Raw genomic sequence first — 18,742 nt, 5'->3', positions numbered from 1 at the left:
ACAGCGGTGGTTATTTACCGGCCGCCCAGGCCACGAGGTCTTCCATTCTTCTGAAGACAGGTACGCCTAGCTCTTCAATTCCTCGCGCGACATGGCCGCCCATATTTGGGCCGAATACCGCGACACGGGCCCCGCCGGCTGTAGGCAAGACGCGATCCCGGATTTGTGTGGTCTTGCCGGATCCCTTTCCACTGGCCACCTCGATGATGAAGTCGTCTCCATGAACATCGTGATCCGACCAGGTCGTTCCATCCTCGCGGAGCACTTTCCGCCCCATGCCCTTGACGAGATCCGGGTGAGCGTCCTCGATGGCATTGGCCACGGTGTCCTCGAGAGGGTGCTCGCCCTGTCCTGTCCATTTCCCGCAGTTATGGACGAGGACCGGCGTGGCGCCCGCCAGCACATAGTACGTATGGAAGTCGGCGACCGTCAGGTTGCGGACGGAAGCCTTCTGGGTCCAGGCCTGGACCGCGGTGATCTGGACGCTGGTGCCGGCGCTTGTGCGGAGCCATTGGCCCGGCTTCAGGTCCTTGGCGGGGAGCCACTTGTGCAGGGACGGGACCCAGAAGGGGTGGCCGTCCGTGGCCGTGATCGGGGCCGTCTTGGTGCCCTTTGCGCCGTCCGTGTCGATCGTGACGCGGACGAGGTGCTTCTCGCCGTTGCCGATGATCGTCGCGGCGACGTCCTTGCCGGTGGTTTCGCCGGTCTTCTCGTTCGTCGCGAGGACCTCGTCGCCCGGCTTCAGATCCTTGATCGGCTTCGTGGTGCTGTCGGCGAGCAGGACCTTTGTTTCGGGGGTAAAGCTGTTCTTGATGCAGGTCTCGCCGACTTCACCGGCTCCGTCGGCTCTCTTCGCCGCGTCTGCCGCCGCCTCTTCCGCCTTTTTGGCTGCCGCCTTGGCGGCGTTTGCCTCCTTCTTCCAGTTCGCCATGTCCTCGGCGTACTTCGCCATGGCCGCGGCTTCGTCGTCCGCCCGCTTCAGAAGTCCCGTCGCCCAGCGGACCTCGTCGCTCCAGCGGTCGTACAGCTTCCAGGCCCTTTCAAGGGCTTTGGCAAGTCTCTTGGACTTGGCGGCGAACGGCACGGCTATGTCCAGGGCCAGTGAGCCGCATGCCCAGACGTCTCCGCCGAGGCAGGCCTGGATGTCGTCGAATCCGCTGATGCCCTTGGCGACCTCCCACGCGATCTCGAGGATCACGTCCGCCTTGGACTTCTGCCGAATGGTCCACGCCTTCTTGACGTCGTCCTCACTGAGGGTCGTCGTCGGCTTGGTCGGCGCCGGGGGGACGTAGCCGGCGGCGTCGTTGCCGTCGCGTCCGCCGCCACTGCCCACCTGATCGGGCGACTTGCCTTCCGTCTGGACCGTTCTCGTGCACGCCTCGTCGATGCAGAATTTCTCGCCGGACGGATCCGCGAACGTCACCGGGCTGTTGTTCCCGTACGCGTACGGGTTCATCGTCTGCGACTCGGCGATGTCCATCTTCGGGTCGACCGAGATGAACCGGCCCAGGGTCGGGTCGTACTCGCGGGCGCCCAGGTGAGTCAAGCCCGTCGAGGCGTCCTTCGTGCCGCCGAGGTAGCCCTTGTCGTCGGGCCAGACCGACGGCGCCGTGCCGCGTTCCTCGCCGAACGGGGTGTACTTGCGGCGCGTCACCGTCTTCGTCGCCGCGTCGACCGAGGTCGTCGAGGTGCCGTTCCGGTCGGCGAGCAGGTACGACTTCTTGATCGTGCCGTTCTGCGCGACCTTGACCATGGCGGGGCCGGCCGGGTGGCCGTAGTACCGGGTCGTCTTGGCGACGTTGCCGGCGGTGTCGAGCTGGAGCTCGGTGCCGGGCAGGTACAGGGTCGTGCCGCTCGGGTCCCGCTTGATGAGCCGGTTGCCGCCCGCGTCGTAGACGAAGGAGGTCTCCTTCGTGCCCGCGGTCACCTTCTCCAGGTGGCCCTCCAGGTCCCACAGGAGGTTCTGCGTGTCGCCCTGGACGGTTCGGGAGGTGGTGTTGCCGGCGTCGTCGTAGCCGAAGAGCTCCTCACGCTGGCCCTGCGGACCCGTCGTGTTGACCTTCTCCAACCGGCTCTTTGTGGGCAGGCCGGTCGCGTACGTGTAGGCGCGCTTGACGTCCTTCGTGGTGTCGCCGAGCGGGTCGTGCTTCGTCTCGCTGAGACGGTTGCCGACGGCGTCGAAGGTGTACGAGTGCCAGTACGAGTCCGGGCCGCCCACCTTCGGGGCCGAGCCGGGTCCGGACGCGCCGGGCTTGAGCGCACAGGCGTCGCTCGCCGTCCAGGCGTCCGTCATGCGACGCAGATGGTCGTAGGCGAAGCACTGGACGTCGGTGGTGGCCGGCGTCGGGTTGTCGCCCGTCGTCTCCGTGATCCGCTTCACGTTGCCGACGGCGTCGTAGTCGGTCACGACGTCGTTCAGCGTGATGGTGTCGACGGAGCCGACTTCCTGGTGGTTCGTCGTGCGGGTCACCCGGCGCGTCTGCTCGTCGAACAGGTTGCTGGTGATCAGAGCCTTGCCCGCCGAGTCGACCCGGGTGCGCACCACGTCACCGAGCGAGGTGTACTCGGTCTCCGCGACGAAGGTGACGCCCGCGACCGCCATCGTGTTGATGCTGTCCAGCGCGTTGTAGCCCATGGACACGCGCTCCGAGGGGAGTCCTCCGACCGCGGGGTGCGTGGTGGTCTGCGGCAGGCCGGTGCGCGAGGTGTAGGTGTTGGTGTACGTGTACGTGCCGGCGAGTTTGCCCTCGCTGGGCGGGATCGTCACCGTGGTCGTCTTGGGCCGGTACTCGGTGTCGTACGCGGTGACGGCCTGCGTGTACGCGTTCGTGCCGGCGTCCGTGGTGACGTAGCGGGTCGATGAGGCCGGAAGGCCCAGCGCGCCCGGAACCGTGTCGTAGGTCTGCGACGTCAGCATCGGCCCCGTGAGCGAGTCCTGATGCGTCGCGGTGACGCGGCCGAGCGCGTCGTATGCCATCGCGATGGTCCGGCCGGGCGTCCGGCCGTCCGTCATGGAGACGACACGGTCGCCCTTGTCGTACTCGAGGGTGGTCGTGCCCTTGTCGGGGTCGGAGGTCGTCTTGACGCGGCCGCGAATGTCGTACGTCTGCGACCACGTGTTGCCGGCCTGGTCGGTGACCGTGTCCAGCTGCCCCTTGCGGGTGTACGTGTAGCTGATCTTGTCGTATGTGCCGGAGGGACCGTCGCCCTTGTACTGCCGCAGTTCGGTCTTCCGGCCGAAGGCGTCGAGGATCGCCATCGTCGGCGTGTCGCCCGCCGGAGGGTCGACCGCCGTCCAGTCACCGCCGTACGTGGTGGTCGTCCGCCAGGTCTCCAAGCCCTTGGAGCGGGCGATGGTGTCGGTGGGACGCCCGACGCCGTCGTACTTCGTCACCGTGGATGAGGGGACGGTGTTGTCGGTCGGCGGGAACATTGTCGCGGTCGGGCCGCTGTCGCTGTTGTAGTAGCCGCCGTTCTCCTTCCACACCCGGCCGAGGCTGTCGTAGAAGGTGTCCGTGACGACCCGGCCGCTGTTCATTGCCGCGTTCTGGGTCTGCCGCAGGCGCAGCGCGCCGTCGTAGAAGTCGTAGCTGACCCGGTAGGTGCCGTTCTCGAGGAGGTGCTTGTTGGTGATGACGACCGGGGCGTTCTGGCCGACTGTGTAGTCGAACTCCGCGTCCGGAGTGGTTGTGGTCGAGTCGCGATCGGGCGACCAGACCTTCTTCGTCCGCCCGAGGGCGTCGTACTCCATGACGGTCTTGCGGCCGTTGGTGTCCGTCTGGACGAGGGGGAGGCCACGTCCGGGGTCGACCTCGGTGGTAGCTGTGTGGCCGAGGGCGTTCGTCGTGACGGTCTTGGTCACGACCGAGCCGGAGGACGGCGTGTAGGCCGTCGTCGTGGTCTTGCCGTAGACGTCGGTCGCGGAGGTGATGCGGCCGTAGTCGTCGAAGGTCGCGGTGCCCGACTCGGTGTACTGCGGCAGGCCGTTCACGTAGCCGGAGAGCGACTCGGTCTTCATGACGTTTCCTACAGCATCGTAGGAAACCTTTGCGTCGGAGACGGTGTCGGCGGGACCGGGGATCGCGGGGACGTCACACGGCTTGGCGAGCGTCCACACTCGTGTCTGCTGCGACTTGAACCACCTGGCGGCGTCGTCGAGGTACTCGAACCGAGTGCACTGGTCGTCGTTCGCGTCGGCGGTGTCGCCCTTGGTCCAGGTCCAGACGGTGCGGCCGCTGTCGTCGTAGGAGTGCTCGACGGCGGTGCGGCGTTCGCCGCGTCCGCCTGACAGGAACGTGCGGGAGGACGTGGACTTCAGGCCCTGGACCCAGGCCTCCAGGGGCGCGGCGCCGGTGGCGGAGCGGTTCCGCGTGGCGACCGGGCCGTGCAGCCACGGGGTGTTGATGGTCGCGGAGTGCAGCGGGCCCGTGACGCCGTCGAAGTACTGGGTCTCCCTGACCTGGCCGGCGAGCATCGGGTGGTCGTCGACGGAATTGTTCTCGGAGTCCGTCACCTGGACCGAGCGGCGGGTGCCGTCGGCCTCGAGGTCGCCGTCGAGGCCGCGGTAGAAGAGGGTCTCCGTGCGGGTGCGCACATCGGGTTCGACGCCGTTGATGACGCGGACCTTGGAGTAGCCGCGGTACACCGACCAGGTACGGGCGGGCTTGTTGGTCAGCTCGCTCGCGTCGTCGTACGCCCAGGCGGGCGTGCCGATGTACTCGTAGTTGGCCTCGCGGGTGGGCGAGGTGCCGTTCTTGTCCTCCTCGCGGACCTGGTCGACTCGGTGCTTGTGGAACCAGTCGGTGGAGTACTTCTTCTTCAACCCGGTGGGGTCGGTGGGGTCGTTGGTTTCTACGACGACCGGGAAGCAGCGCAGTGTGTTGCTGTCCGGCGAGGAGGGAAGCTTGGCGGCGCCTGGGACGCTGGAGCACTCCGTGGGCGCGTACCCGACTATCGTGCGTGCGCCTGTCTCGGTCTGGATCTGCTGGACGCGCCAGCGCAGGTACGGCGGGTTGCCGTCTTCGTTGTTGTCGACGCGGTTGGGCAGCTGGATGCCCGTGAAGGTCACGGCGGGCAGCGTGAGTGCAGTGCCGTTCTGCCCGGTGCGCTGGATGCTCTTGAGCCAGAGCGGGTACTCGCCGTTGACGGCGCCGTCACCCGTGGACTGGAAGTCCTGATCCAGGGTCCAGGTGTCGACCGGGGTCGGGACACCGTTCTTGAGGACCCTTGTGGTGATGCTCTTCAGGAGCTTGCGGGTGAAGAAGGCGGGCGAGTATCTGTCGGTGCAGGTCTCGCCGGAGGCGCAGAGCTGGTCGGAGGGTACGTCCGGCCAGTTCTTGGCGATCTCGTACGAGGACTTGGAGGCGAGTTTCTCCTCCGCGCAGTCGAACGTCGGGGTGACGATGCAGCGCTCCAGGGCCTGGTACGTCACCTCGGCGGGCGCGGGGGCGAACAGGTTCTCCTTGCGCAGTCCGTACGCGGCGCGCTGCAGCCAGCTGCCGCGGTCGTAGCCGCGGGCGGTGGAGGTGCCGGTGTCGGTGACGTTGGAGCCGTAGTAGTTGCGCTCCTTGCCGTACCAGTAGGTGAGGGCGTTGCCGCGTGGGTCGACGACGTAGTCGAGGTTCCAGCGGTAGGTCTGGTCGCAGACCGAGGCCGCGTAGCTGGCGGCGTGGCAGGGCTCACCCTCGTGGTTGCCGTAGACGGGCACGTTGAGGGCCGAGTTGGTCTCGGGCTTGCCGGCGGCCCAGCCGGGCAGGTGGTTGAGGCCGAAGTAGTACTTGACGCCCTCGGAGTTGGTGACGACCCAGTACTCGCCCTCCTTGTCGCCGTTGTCGGCGCCGGTCTCCAGTTCGACCTTGGAGCCGTCCTGGTTGGCGACGTACCACTTCTTGTCGGCGTCGTTGAGGACGAGCGCCGTGGAGGACCCGTTCAGGGAGAGGGTGACCATCGGGGGGCCGTGACAGAGGTCGCCCGTCGGGTGGGTCGTGGGGTTGTTGAAGCCACTGTCCTTCGCGCGGTCCTCGGCGCACGCCACGTAGGTGCGCTCGATGAAGCTGGAGCCGGTGTCCCAGCCGTCGCCGACCCAGGACGGCTGCTGTGAGGTCGCGAGGGTGCGGCCGTCCACGCTGCCGGAGTTGTAGCCGATGGAGAGGGAAGGGCCCGGGCCGCCGAGGGACGACGGGATCTCCATCGGATAGGTCCAGGAGAAGTCGCCCGTGGAGCCGCCGGCCGACCAGGTGCCGGTGGGGCTGAGCGAGGTCGCCTTGTAGGTGCCCTTGGAACCGGAGGCGCCGGCGGTGGCGGCCAGGACCATGGCACCGGAGTCGGCCGTGGCCGAGCGTGCGGCGTAGGTGCCGGTCAGCGTGCCCGACGCGGTGTCGTTGACGCTCGGTACGGGGACCGAGGCCTGGCATTGGGGCTTCTGCGGCGTCGTCAGCGCACAGGCGGGCATCGCGCTGAAGCGAAGGCGTGAGCCCCAGTCGCCGCCAAAGGCGTGGGCGAAGGAGCGGTAGTCCAGTTCGACGGAGATCGGGCTGATGCCCTTGCCCTTGTCGGTGCGCTGGACCGAAAGGAGGAGACCGCGCACGCCTGCCTTGAGGGCGGCTTCCTCGCTGTGTACGGACACCTTCGCCGTCATGGCGGGCGCGTCGGCGGCGGGGGCGGCTGCGCCCTTGGCCACGGCTGCGTTACCGGTCGCGAGCCGGACCGGCAGTGATCCCGCCCGGGCCGAGGGGCCGACGGGGGCGGCCTTGTCCTGCTGGCCCGTGGCCATGCGCAGGGTGGACCGGGCGGCCTTGTCCGCCTTCGGCACGGTGGCCTCGGCCGTCGCCGGAGCCGGCCACTTGACGCTCGGGGCCGCCTTGAGGGCCGCGCGACTGCTCTGCTCCTGCGGTGCGACCGGCGGCTTGGAGGTCTCGGGCGCCGCCGGGACGTCCGTGACCTTCTGGAGCTCGGGAAGTCCCTTCCCTCCCACGGTCTGAGCGGCCACGGGCGAGAGGGACGCCCCGGAGGCCAACAGGGCCAGGGCGAGCGCGGAGATTCCGGAGCGCCATGTCCGTGATGTATGTCTGAAATGTTTTCTTGCATGCCGAAGTGGCACGTAGACCCCCACCCCTTATTTGTCGGTCGTACGATCGGGGCGCAGGCTATGCGGGGCGGAGAGCGGCTAACAAGAACGTCCCCTCTGCGGTCTTCGTGGAATGTGCGGGCAAAAAGGGCGCGTCATGTCCAATCCGGGGCGTGCCGTCGGTGAAGTGAGCGTTAGTACGTCAAGTCGGCCTGAACTCCGTCGCGTTGAATCCGAGTCGCCTGCTACAAAGCAGCCTGGAAGATTCCGGTCGACTTCCGGTCTTTGCGCAAGGGGGACTGCTCCGCCGAGTGCGGGCGGAGGCCGCGCGGCCCGGGCGCCCGGAATTCAAAGCGAATTCATCTTGAATTCACCACGGGAATGGGGACGGAACCCGCTCATGGCACAGTTCAGATCGAGAATGTCCGACCCCGGGGGGGGCTTGAGACAGGGGATCTCGGCACTCGTCGTTGCGACGATGTCCGCAGGGCTCCTCTCCGTAGCCCCGCCCGGGTACGCCGCCAGGGAGACACTGGTGAGCGATGCTCCCGCCGCCACCCAGGCGGAGCAGGACGGTCGTGAGACGGCGCGGGCCCTCAAGGAGGCCAAGCGCACCGGCAAGCCCGTCGAGATCGTGTCCCGGCGCACGGAGACCGACGAGGTGTACATCAACCCGGACGGCACCGCCCGCGTCGACCGGTCGATCCTGCCGGTCCGCGTTCGTCAGGACGGCAAGCTGGTCGACATCGACCCCGACCTGGCGACGCGGTCCGACGGCCGCATCGCTCCCAAGGCCTCGGGTATGGCCGTCACCTTCTCGGGCGGCGGGGACGACGTCTTCGCCACCATGTTCCGCGAGGGCCGGACCGTGACTCTCACCTGGCCGCATGGGAAGCTGCCCAAGCCCACCGTGACCGGTCGGACCGCCACGTACGCGAACGTGCTGCCCGGGGTCGACCTCACCGCCACCGCGGACGACGTCTCCTTCTCGCACGCCCTGGTCGTCAAGACGCCCGCCGCCGCGAAGAATCCGGCCGTCAGGTCCGTCGATTTCGGCCTGAAGACGCGGGGACTCCGGATGGCGACGGGTGCCGCGGGTGAGATCCTCGCCGAGACGCCCTCGCGCAACTCCCTCTTCGTCGCCCCACAGCCGCAGATGTGGGACTCCGCCGGCTCCGAGTCGGCGACCCCGGTGGACACCAGGACCCCGAAGGGAGCCCGGACGGCCGCACGGTCGCTCCAGGACACCCTCGACGGCGCCACCGAAGGCAGCAAGCGGGCGAAGCTGGGCGTGAAGCTCGCAGCGGGCAGGCTCACCCTCACCCCCGACGCCGCGCTCCTCGACGACCCGACGACCGTGTACCCGGTCGTCATCGACCCGAAGTGGGCGCCCGACGCCTGGAAGAACGCCTGGTCGATCGCGTACAAGCACACCGCGTTCCCGGGTTCCGAGAACACCGTCTACTACAACGGCGGCACCATCTCGGACTACGCGCGCGTCGGCTACGCCAACGACACGACGATCGGCGGCACGGTCCGCGCCAACACGTACTTCAACATCCCCGTCGCGAACCTTTGGAACAAGCAGATCATCGAGTCGACGCTGCGCATCAAGCAGACGCACGCCGGCTCCTGGTCATGCAACTCCGGTGATGTGCTCGTACGGACGATCGGCAAGAGTCTGCCGAAGAACATCACCTACAACAACCAGCCCGCCTGGGGGGCGGTCGTGGACTCATCCGGCGAGTCCTTCGGCGGCCGCAACTGTCCGTCGGACACCGCGGGCCTCGTGGAGTTCGACGTCACGGACGCCATCGCCGACGCCACCGCGGCCGACTGGGGCAGCTGGGCGTTCGTCCTGGCCTCGAAGTCCAACGCCATCGACACATCGTGGCGCAAGTTCGACCCCAACTCGGCGCGGGTCTCCACGAAGTACAACACCCTCCCGACCAGGCCGAAAACGACGATCGACCCGTCGCTTCCGTGCGCGGGCGGCGTCATCGGTACGACCGACGAGATCGTTCTGAAGGCCACCGGCTTCAAGGACGCCGAGGACGTGAACCTCACGGTCGAGTTCCGGTACGCGCTGAACGGGGCCAAGAGCTCCACACCCAGGCCCGTCTCCGCCAGCAGTGGCGGGACGGCCATGCTGCGCATCCCGGCGGGGACGACCCTTGCCTCCGGGACGTACTGGTACGACGCCGTCGTCAAGGACGGCACCGGCAGCAGCCCCTGGGCGGGCCGCTGCTACTTCACCTACGACTGGAAGCCGCCGAAGTACCAGCCGAAGGTCAGCTCGTACGAGTTCCCGGAGAACACGACCACGGCGTGCGTCGACAAGGTGCCCACGGGACAGTGCCAGATGCCGGCCCGGACCGAGGGGAACTTCGTCTTCGAAATGGATTCGCGGGAACCCGTCAAGGACATCGTCGAGTACGTCTGGTGGACCGACTTCGACACGAGGGAGAAGTCGGTCAAACCCGCCACGACCGGCGGATCGGTCACCGTCAAGGTCAAGCCGCTGAACGCCGGCCCCCAGTATCTGTATGTACGCGGCGAGGACGCGGCCAACAATCGTTCCCCGGTGAAGTCGTACCTGTTCCTCCCCACGCGCTCCGGGGAGCGCGACATGCGCGGCGACCTGAACGGTGACAAGGTCGTGGACCTCGTCAGCGTGGACCCCGGGACGGGAACCCTCTGGACGTACCCGGGTCGCGGTGACGGCACGTTCGCTCCGGGCGTGGCGGCGGACGACACCTCGTTCGCGGCCGGCCCGGTGACGAACGGCGGCAGCTGGGACGACGCCGACTACTACGAGGACTTCCTGGCCCTGCAGCCCTCCGACGAGGCCGGCGTGTTCGAACTGTGGGCCTACCGGGGCGACGGCGCCGGCAAGGTGCGGGACGGCGACAATGCGAAGCGCCGCCTCCAGGTACTCGGGGAGGACGACGGCGGCACGACCGCGCACTGGCGGAACGGGGCCGAGATCCTCTCCGTCCCCAGCTTCAACGACGATCGCGGTGGCGGCCCCAACGAGGACGAGCAGGACGGCTCGCTCACGGACGCGGACAATCCCGATCTTCTGGTGAAGGAAGGCTCATCGCTCTGGCTCTACCTGGGCAGCCGGGGTGACGACCTCCTGGACAACTACACCGACCCCATCGCGCTCGGCAACGCCGACTGGCAGGACATGACCATCATGTCCCCAGGTGACCTCAACAAGGACGGAATCCCGGAGATCTGGGCCCGGGACACCGTCAAGGGCACCATCCACCAGTACACCAGCCGCAGGGCGGCGACCCCCGATGTCGGCGGCATCCTCGCCGACCTCAGCGTGTACGGCGACCCCGCGGTCCGGACCACGTCCATCGACACCGGCTTCACGGGTGCCGCCTTCCCGTACCTGACCACCACCGGCGACTTCGAGAACGACGGCTACGCCGACCTGTGGTCGCGCAACGGCGCCGGCCGCACGGTCGAGTTCCCGGGCCGCGCGCCCACCCAGACCGACCCCACCGTCTTCGGGGCGGAGCGCTACCTCGCCACCACGGGCTACGACTGGGTGGACTGCGAGAACTTCCCCGCCGCGTCGGGCACCGGAACCTTCCCCGTCTGCGGACCGATCCTCGGCAAGTACAAGGCTCTCGGTGGCCCTTCCGGCTACGGCAAGCCGACGTCCGGCGTCACCAACGTCAGCGACGGCGGCCGATTCGTCAACTTCGCCGCGGCCGGAACGACGACGACCAACCGCACCATCTCCTGGAGCAAGTCGACCGGTGCCTGGGCCGTCTCCCTCGGCGTCTTCAGCAAGTGGAACAGCACAGGCCGCGAGACCGGCGTCCTCGGCTACCCGACCTCCGACGAGCGGCTGACGCACGTGCAGGACGGCTCGTACATCACCTTCAGCAAGGCGGGCAAGGCCGGAGCGATCTACTGGCGGGACGGCATCGGATCGCAGATGATCCGCGGCGGCATCTACAGCCAGTACCTGAAGCTCGGCGGCGTCGCAGCGTTCGGCTACCCGACGGGTGACGAGACGACGACCGCGACCAAGCCCGGGGCGGTCCAGCACTTCCGTCAGGGGACGTCCACCACGGACAACATCTCCTTCTACTGGAGCGGCGCGACCGGCGCCTGGCCGGTCCTCGGAGCCATCCGTAGCCACTGGCTGAGCCTTGGAGGCCACACCGGAGCCCTCGGATTCCCGACCTCGCCCGAGAAGGCGGTCTTCGGCGGCCAGCGCGAGGACTTCCAGACCGGATACATCCGCTGGAACCGGGAAAGCGGCCAGGTCGCCGAGCACGCTTGGACGGACCGCACCACGCACCTGCGGACGGACCTCGGGGGTGACTACGACGGCGACGGCAGGACCGACATCTTCACCGTCTACGACTACGAGAAGTACAGCATCGGCCTGTACGTGGCCAAGGGCAACGCCGAGGGCGGGCACAACCCCCCGCAGGAGTACTCGACCGAGGACCCGGGCGACTGGAACAACAGCCGCAGCAAGTGGGCCGCCGGCGACTTCGACGGCGACGGCCGTGACGACCTCATGGGCTTCTACGGCTACTCGGACGGCCACGTCACCGCCTTCTCGTTCCTGACCCAGGCGGCCGGGCGGCCGGTTCAGCGCAGCAGCGTCAACATCGCCTCAGGTTGGGACTGGAGCCGGAGCACGCCGATGGCGGGCGACCTCAACGGCGACGGCCGTGACGACCTCCTCTTCGTGTACGACTACGGCAACGGCGACACGGGCTTCTTCAAGTCCCTGGCCCGTACCGACGGAACCTTCGACAACCCGGTCCTGTCGTTCCGGTCGGGGGCGGGCAACTGGTGGTCGTCGAACGTCCGCTACACGGTCGGGGACACGAACGGCGACGGCCGTGACGACCTCATCGGCTTTTACGGCTACGCCACGGGAGACGCCCGGCTCTACACCTTCACGGCGCAGGCCGACGGCACCCTCGCCCACTACACGGGGTCCTGGTACGTGCCGGCCGGAACCTGGGAGCGCGAGCGGGTCAAGATGACCACGGCCGACTACAACAAGGACGGCCGCGACGACCTCGCGGTGATGTACGGGTACGACGACGGGCGGACCGATATCCGGATCTTCCACGCCCGAGCCGACGGCGGCTTCGACGGGTACGTCACTCCGTATTCCAGCCCCCCCGGCGACTGGTACGCGTCGAGCACCGGGAACCTGATGTCCGGCGACGTGAACGGCGACGGACGCCCCGACATCAGCGTGTCCTACAACTACGGCAACGGGACGACACGGGTGTTCGTCTTCTACGGCAACGAGGCGGGAAGCGTTGACCTGCCGACGCGCAAGTGGTACGCCGCCGCCGGAACCTGGTGACGCACTGACGCACTGACGCACTGACGCACTGACGCACGGCAGAGGGCCGCACCCCACCCAGGGGTGCGGCCTTTCGCGCGCTCCGGTGCTTCCGGCGGGTTCCGCCGTAGTCTGCCGTCATGTGCGGAATCGTGGGATACGTCGGCGGGCAGTCGGCGCTTGATGTGGTGGTCGCGGGCCTCAAGCGGCTCGAATACCGGGGCTACGACTCGGCCGGTGTCGCGGTGCTCGCCGACGGCGGGCTCGCCGCCGCCAAGAAGGCGGGCAAGCTCGTCAACCTGGAGAAGGAACTCGTCGACCGGCCGCTGCCCGGCGGTTCCGTCGGCATCGGGCACACCCGCTGGGCCACCCACGGCGGGCCGACGGACGCCAACGCGCACCCGCACCTCGACAACGCCGGGCGGGTCGCCGTCGTACACAACGGCATCATCGAGAACTTCGCCTGCCTGCGGGAGGAGCTCGCCGAGCGCGGCCACACGCTGCACTCCGAGACCGACACCGAGGTCGTCGCCCACCTCCTCGCCGAGAAGTTCTCCTCCGCCGGGGACCTCGCCGAGGCCATGCGGCTCGTCTGCCGCCGGCTCGACGGGGCCTTCACCCTCGTCGCCGTCCACGCCGACCAGCCCGACGTCGTCGTCGGCGCCCGCCGGAACTCGCCGCTCGTCGTCGGCGTGGGGGAAGGGGAGAACTTCCTCGCCTCCGACGTGTCCGCGTTCATCGCGCACACGCGGTCCGCCATCGAGCTCGGGCAGGACCAGGTCGTCGAGCTGACCCGGGACGGCGTCACCGTCACCGACTTCGACGGGGTGCCCGCCGACGTACGGGCCTACCACGTCGACTGGGACGCCTCCGCCGCCGAGAAGGGCGGCTATGCCTCCTTCATGCTCAAGGAGATCGCCGAGCAGCCCAAGGCCGTCGCCGACACCCTCCTCGGGCGGATCGACGGGGCCGGCCGGCTCACCCTCGACGAGGTCCGCATCCCCGACACCGTGCTCCGCGAGGCCGACAAGGTCGTCATCATCGCGTGCGGCACCGCCTTCCACGCCGGGCTCATCGCCAAGTACGCCATCGAGCACTGGACCCGGATCCCCTGCGAGGTCGAGCTCGCCAGCGAGTTCCGCTACCGCGACCCCATCCTCGACCGGCGCACCCTGGTCATCGCGATCTCCCAGTCCGGCGAGACCATGGACACCCTCATGGCGCTGCGGCACGCGCGGGAGCAGGGCGCGAAGGTCCTCGCCGTGTGCAACACGAACGGCTCGACGATCCCGAGGGAGTCGGACGCCGTCCTCTACACCCACGCCGGGCCCGAGGTCGCCGTCGCCTCGACGAAGGCCTTCCTCACGCAGCTGGTGGCCTGCTACCTGCTCGCGCTGTACCTCGGCCAGGTGCGCGGCACCAAGTGGGGCGACGAGATCCACGCCGTCGTCCGTGAGCTCGCCCGGATCGGCGACGAGGTCGAGCGCGTCCTGGAGACCATGGAGCCGGTACGGGCCCTGGCCCGGTCCCTCGCCGACAAGAACACCGTGCTCTTCCTGGGACGTCACGTCGGCTACCCCGTGGCCCTGGAGGGCGCGCTGAAGCTGAAGGAACTGGCGTACATGCACGCCGAGGGCTTCGCGGCGGGCGAGCTCAAGCACGGGCCCATCGCGCTCGTCGAGGAGGACCTGCCGGTCGTCGTGGTCGTGCCCTCGCCGCGGGGGCGGTCCGTCCTCCACGACAAGATCGTCTCCAACATCCAGGAGATCCGGGCGCGGGGTGCCAGGACCATCGTCATCGCCGAGGAGGGCGACGAGGCCGTCGTCCCGTACGCCGACCACCTCGTCCGCATCCCCGCCACGCCTACGCTGCTCCAGCCGCTGGTCGCCACCGTGCCGCTCCAGGTCTTCGCCTGCGAACTCGCCACCGCGCGGGGCAACGAGGTCGACCAGCCGCGCAACCTGGCCAAGTCCGTGACCGTGGAGTGAGTGGGAAATGATCATTGGGGTGGGGATCGACGTGGCGGAGATCGACCGGTTCGCCGCGTCGATCGAGCGCACACCGGGGCTGCTTCAGCGGCTCTTCGTCGAACGGGAGCTGCTCCTTTCGAGCGGCGAGCGACGCGGGATCGCCTCGCTCGCCGTGCGGTTCGCCGCGAAGGAGGCCGTCGCGAAGGCCCTCGGCGCGCCGGGCGGGCTGCACTGGACGGACGCGGAGGTGTACGTCGAGGACAGCGGGCAGCCGCGGCTCCGGGTCCGCGGGACGGTGGCGGCGCGGGCGGCGGAACTGGGGGTCAGGCACTGGCACGTCTCGCTGAGCCATGACGCGGGGGTGGCGTCGGCGGTGGTCATCGCGGAGGGCTAAGGCGGCTGGCGCCGGTTGCGGGCGGCGCTTCCGCCGTTGTGGGCAATCGTCCCGCCGGGGCGGTGCCCACCCGCCCGGACGGTGCCCATGCCCTTGTGGGCAATCGTCCCGCAGGGCGGGACGGGTGGGCACACGGGACGGCGCCCTCCAGCGGCGCCTCCGCGTTCCGCGCCCCGACCCGCGCCACAAGCGGCGGCGCACACGGGGTGCGGGTTCAGGCGCGGAAGCCTGGGCCCGGCAAGGGGCGCCGTCCGTTGTGCCCACCCGTTCCGCCCCAGCGGAACGATTGCCCACAACGGGGTGGGCGCCGTCCGGGCGGGTGGGTGCCCGCACGGCGCGTGGTTGTCCGCACCGTGGGGCGGGGGGCTTGGGGGCGGGGGAGACTGCTGGCATGCGTACCGCTTATCGCGTGGAGACCGTCCGGGCCGCCGAGGCCGCACTCATGGCTCGTCTGCCGCACGGCGCCCTCATGCAGCGCGCCGCCGCCGGCCTCGCCGCCGCCTGCTGCTCCCTGCTCGGGAAGGGGCGGGTGTACGGCGCCCGGGTCGTCCTCCTCGTCGGCAGTGGCGACAACGGCGGCGACGCCCTCTACGCCGGCGCCCGGCTCGCCCGGCGCGGGGCGGGGGTGTCGGCCGTACTGCTCGGGGAGCGCGCGCACGAGGGCGGGCTCGCCGCGCTGCGCGCCGCCGGCGGACGCGTCGCCGACGAGCCGTTCGAGCCCCTCGCCCGCGCCGACCTCGTCCTCGACGGCATCACCGGCATCGGAGGTCGCGGCGGACTCCGGCCCGACGCCGTCCCCGTCGCCCGTGCCGCGCGCGGCTCCGACGCCGTCGTCGTCGCCGTCGACCTGCCCAGCGGCGTCGACGCCGACACCGGTGAGGTCCACGGGGAGGCGCTGCCCGCCGACGCGACGATCACCTTCGGGGCGTACAAGCCGGGCCTGCTCGTCGACCCCGCGCGTGAGTACGCGGGCGCGCTGCGGCTCGTCGACATCGGGCTCGGCCCCCTGCTCCCGGGCGTGCCGGACCTGGAGGCCCTCCAGCACGGCGACCTGGCGTGGCTGCTGCCCGCGCCGGCCGCCGAGAGCGACAAGTACCGGCGCGGCGTCGTCGGCATCGTCGCCGGCTCCACCCGCTACCCCGGTGCCGCCGTCCTCGCCGTCGCGGGCGCCCTGCGCGGCGGGGCGGGGGCCGTCCGGTACGTCGGGCCCGCCGGGGACACCGTGCTCGCCGCCCACCCCGAGACCCTCGTCCACTCCGGGCGCCCCGAGAAGGCCGGCCGGGTCCAGGCCTGGGTCGTCGGGCCGGGCCTCGGCGAGGGGCCGGGCGCCGGGGTCGCGGTCGGCGAGGTCCTCGACTCCGACGTCCCCGTCCTCGTCGACGCGGACGGCCTGCGCGGGCTCGCGCCGGAGGCCGTCCGGGCCCGTACGGCCCCCACCCTGCTCACCCCGCACGCCGGCGAGGCGGCGGCGCTCCTCGGCGTCGCCCGCGAGGAGGTCGAGGCCGGCCGGCTCGCCGCCGTCCGTGAACTGGCGGGCCGCTTCGGGGCGACCGTGCTGCTGAAGGGCTCGACGACGCTCGTGTGCGGGGCGGGCGGGGCAGGTCCCGTACGGGTGAACCCGACCGGGACCTCCTGGCTCGCCACGGCCGGCAGCGGTGACGTCCTCTCCGGCCTCGCCGGCTCCCTCCTCGCGGCCGGCCTCCCGGCCCTGGACGCGGCCTCCTGCGCGGCCTACCTCCACGGGCTCGCCGCGCGGCGGGCGTCCGAGGGCGGCGCACCGGTGACCGCGACGGAGGTGGCGGACTCGCTGCGGGGCGCGTGGCGGGACGTGACGGCGGGCGGCGCCTAGGTCGGCGCCGACCCCCACACGGGCCAACCCCGTTCGCCCAGCTGTGGGTTTCGGCGCGCTGGTGGCGCGGGGGCCGGATTGGGTGGGTGGGGTGACCAGTTGGAGAAGTCGTACCGCGCCGTTGTTGTTCGCCCTCGCCGCCTCCCTCGCTCTCGGGCCCGTCGCCCTCGCCGCGCCGCCCGGCGGGGATCCCGATCCGCTCGTGCCCGGAGTCGTCGGGGGCGGGCGGGCCGAGTATCCGATGGACACGCCCGATCAGGTGCTGCCGCCCCTGCACGAGGAGGAGGACGGCGTCCCCGTGCCCGAGCCCGAGGGGGAGGTCGACGAGCTCGTCGAGTACCTGCCCCGGAGCGCCGTCGGGGCCGCCTGCACCGCCAGGGCCGGCATCCACCAGCGGCGGGTCGAGCGGCTCCTCGGGCTGCCGGTCGACGGGAAGCAGTCCGCCGCCGACTGCCGGGCCATCCGCGCCTTCCAGGTGAAGGAGAAGATCAAGCCGGCCGTCGGCTACGCCGGGCCCGTCACCTGGGCCCGCGCCGAGCTGCTCGCCGCCCGGAAGAACCTCGACCCGGGCCGGCGCTGCCCCGTGAAGACGTACGCCGTCGCCTGCGTCGACCTCGACCGTCAGCTCGTGTGGGTACGAAAGGGGAAGAAGGTGACGTACGGGGTGGTCAACATGCGGAGCGGACGGCCCGGTTACGCCACCCGTACCGGCTGGCACACCGTCTACTGGCGCCACAAGGACCACTGGTCGTCCATCTACGACACCCCCATGCCGTACGCCCAGTTCTTCAGCGGCGGCCAGGCCTTCCATGCCGTCTACGGGCAGCTCGCCACGCCCGGCGGAAGCCGTGGCTGCGTCAATCTCAGCCACGGGAACGCGCGGAAACTCTGGGACGTCCTCCGTAAGGGTGACCGGGTCTACATCTGGGGAAAGCGGCCCGGCAGCTGACACCTGAGACACTGGGCGCGATGACTGAGACACCTCCGCCCCCCAGGGCCCGCGCCGAGATCGACCTCGGCGCGCTGCGTGCGAACGTCCGCACGCTGCGCGCCCGTGTCGCCCCCCACGTCCGGATCATGGCCGTGGTCAAGGCCGACGCGTACGGACACGGCGCCCTGCGCTGCGCCCGCGCCGCCCTGGACGCGGGCGCGGACTGGCTCGGCACCGCCACCCCGCACGAGGCGCTCGCGCTGCGCGCCGCCGGGATCACGGACGTGCCCGTCATGTGCTGGCTCTGGACCCCCGGCGACCCCTGGGACCAGGGCATCGAGGCCGGGCTCGACATGTCCGTGAGCGGGATGTGGGCCCTGGAGGAGGTCGTCCGGGCCGCCAGGAAGGTCGGGAGGACCGCCCGGATCCAGCTCAAGGCCGACACCGGGCTCGGGCGCAACGGCTGCCAGCCCGCCGACTGGCCCGAGCTCGTCGAGGCCGCCCTCAAGGCGGAGGTCGACGGGCTCGTCAAGGTGACCGGCCTCTGGTCGCACTTCGCCTGCGCCGACGAGCCGCACCACCCCTCCATCGCCGCCCAGCTCGACGTCTTCCGCTCGATGCTGGACCACGCCGAGCAGGCGGGGGTCCGCCCCGAGGTCCGGCACATCGCGAACTCGCCGGCCACCCTCACCCTGCCCGAGGCCCACTTCGACCTGGTCCGGCCCGGCATCGCGATGTACGGCGTCTCGCCGAGCCCCGAGCTCGGCACCTCCGCCGACCTCGGTCTGCGGCCCGTCATGTCGCTCAAGGCGAGCGTCGCTCTCGTGAAGCACGTCCCCGCCGGGCACGGGGTGAGTTACGGGCACCACTACGTCACCGAGGGCGAGACCACCCTCGGGCTGGTCCCGCTCGGATACGCCGACGGGGTTCCCCGGCACGCCTCCGGGCGCGGGCCCGTCCTCGTCGGCGACCGCATCCGTACGGTCGCCGGGCGGGTCGCCATGGACCAGTTCGTCGTCGACCTCGGCGGGGACACCCCCGAGCCCGGCACCGAGGCCGTGCTCTTCGGCCCCGGCGACCGGGGCGAGCCGACCGCCGAGGACTGGGCGGTGGCCGCCGACACCATCGCGTACGAGATCGTCACCCGGATCGGGGCGCGTGTCCCGCGGGTCTACCTGGGGGAGTAGCCCG

General features: G+C 70.2%; 7 protein-coding genes. 6 read left to right on the top strand and 1 reads right to left on the bottom strand.

Going from position 1 to position 18,742, the window contains the following annotated elements:
• Positions 1-10 precede the first annotated feature (10 nt).
• Entirely contained in the window at positions 11-6,988 is a 6,978-nt protein-coding gene (locus AC07AW_RS04880) for a polymorphic toxin-type HINT domain-containing protein (protein WP_478814071.1), read from the bottom strand.
• A 613-nt stretch (positions 6,989-7,601) separates the two neighbouring features.
• Here AC07AW_RS04880 and AC07AW_RS04875 point away from each other — a divergent pair.
• The 6 genes from AC07AW_RS04875 to alr all read left to right on the top strand — a co-directional run bounded on the left by AC07AW_RS04875 (position 7,602) and on the right by alr (position 18,738).
• Entirely contained in the window at positions 7,602-12,428 is a 4,827-nt protein-coding gene (locus tag AC07AW_RS04875) for an FG-GAP-like repeat-containing protein (protein ID WP_478814070.1), read from the top strand.
• A gap of 119 nt (positions 12,429-12,547) precedes the next feature.
• Positions 12,548-14,395 carry a glutamine--fructose-6-phosphate transaminase (isomerizing) gene (gene glmS / locus AC07AW_RS04870; protein ID WP_478814069.1) on the top strand — a complete coding sequence of 616 codons (1,848 nt, stop codon included), beginning with the start codon at positions 12,548-12,550 and terminating at the stop codon, positions 14,393-14,395.
• A 7-nt stretch (positions 14,396-14,402) separates the two neighbouring features.
• A complete protein-coding gene (locus AC07AW_RS04865; protein WP_478814068.1) occupies positions 14,403-14,771 on the top strand; it encodes a holo-ACP synthase in 369 nt (122 codons plus the stop codon).
• Between the two features lie 391 nt (positions 14,772-15,162).
• Positions 15,163-16,620, top strand: a complete 1,458-nt coding sequence (locus AC07AW_RS04860) for an NAD(P)H-hydrate dehydratase (protein ID WP_478814067.1) — start codon at positions 15,163-15,165, stop codon at positions 16,618-16,620.
• A 91-nt stretch (positions 16,621-16,711) separates the two neighbouring features.
• Complete coding sequence (locus AC07AW_RS04855; protein ID WP_478814066.1) at positions 16,712-17,569, top strand: L,D-transpeptidase; 858 nt, start codon at positions 16,712-16,714, stop codon at positions 17,567-17,569.
• A 20-nt stretch (positions 17,570-17,589) separates the two neighbouring features.
• A complete protein-coding gene (gene alr / locus AC07AW_RS04850; protein WP_478814065.1) occupies positions 17,590-18,738 on the top strand; it encodes an alanine racemase in 1,149 nt (382 codons plus the stop codon).
• Positions 18,739-18,742 lie beyond the last annotated feature (4 nt).

It is taken from the genome of Streptomyces sp. NPDC044003, from assembly GCF_056435185.1.
This window is presented reverse-complemented; position numbering and strand designations above follow the sequence as displayed.

Bases quoted from the DNA above. Each gene is read 5' to 3' on its own strand.
- glmS (WP_478814069.1), top strand. From the start codon at position 12,548: ATGTGCGGAATCGTGGGATACGTCGGCGGGCAGTCGGCGCTTGATGTG.
- AC07AW_RS04865 (WP_478814068.1), top strand. From the start codon at position 14,403: ATGATCATTGGGGTGGGGATCGACGTGGCGGAGATCGACCGGTTCGCC.
- AC07AW_RS04860 (WP_478814067.1), top strand. From the start codon at position 15,163: ATGCGTACCGCTTATCGCGTGGAGACCGTCCGGGCCGCCGAGGCCGCA.
- alr (WP_478814065.1), top strand. From the start codon at position 17,590: ATGACTGAGACACCTCCGCCCCCCAGGGCCCGCGCCGAGATCGACCTC.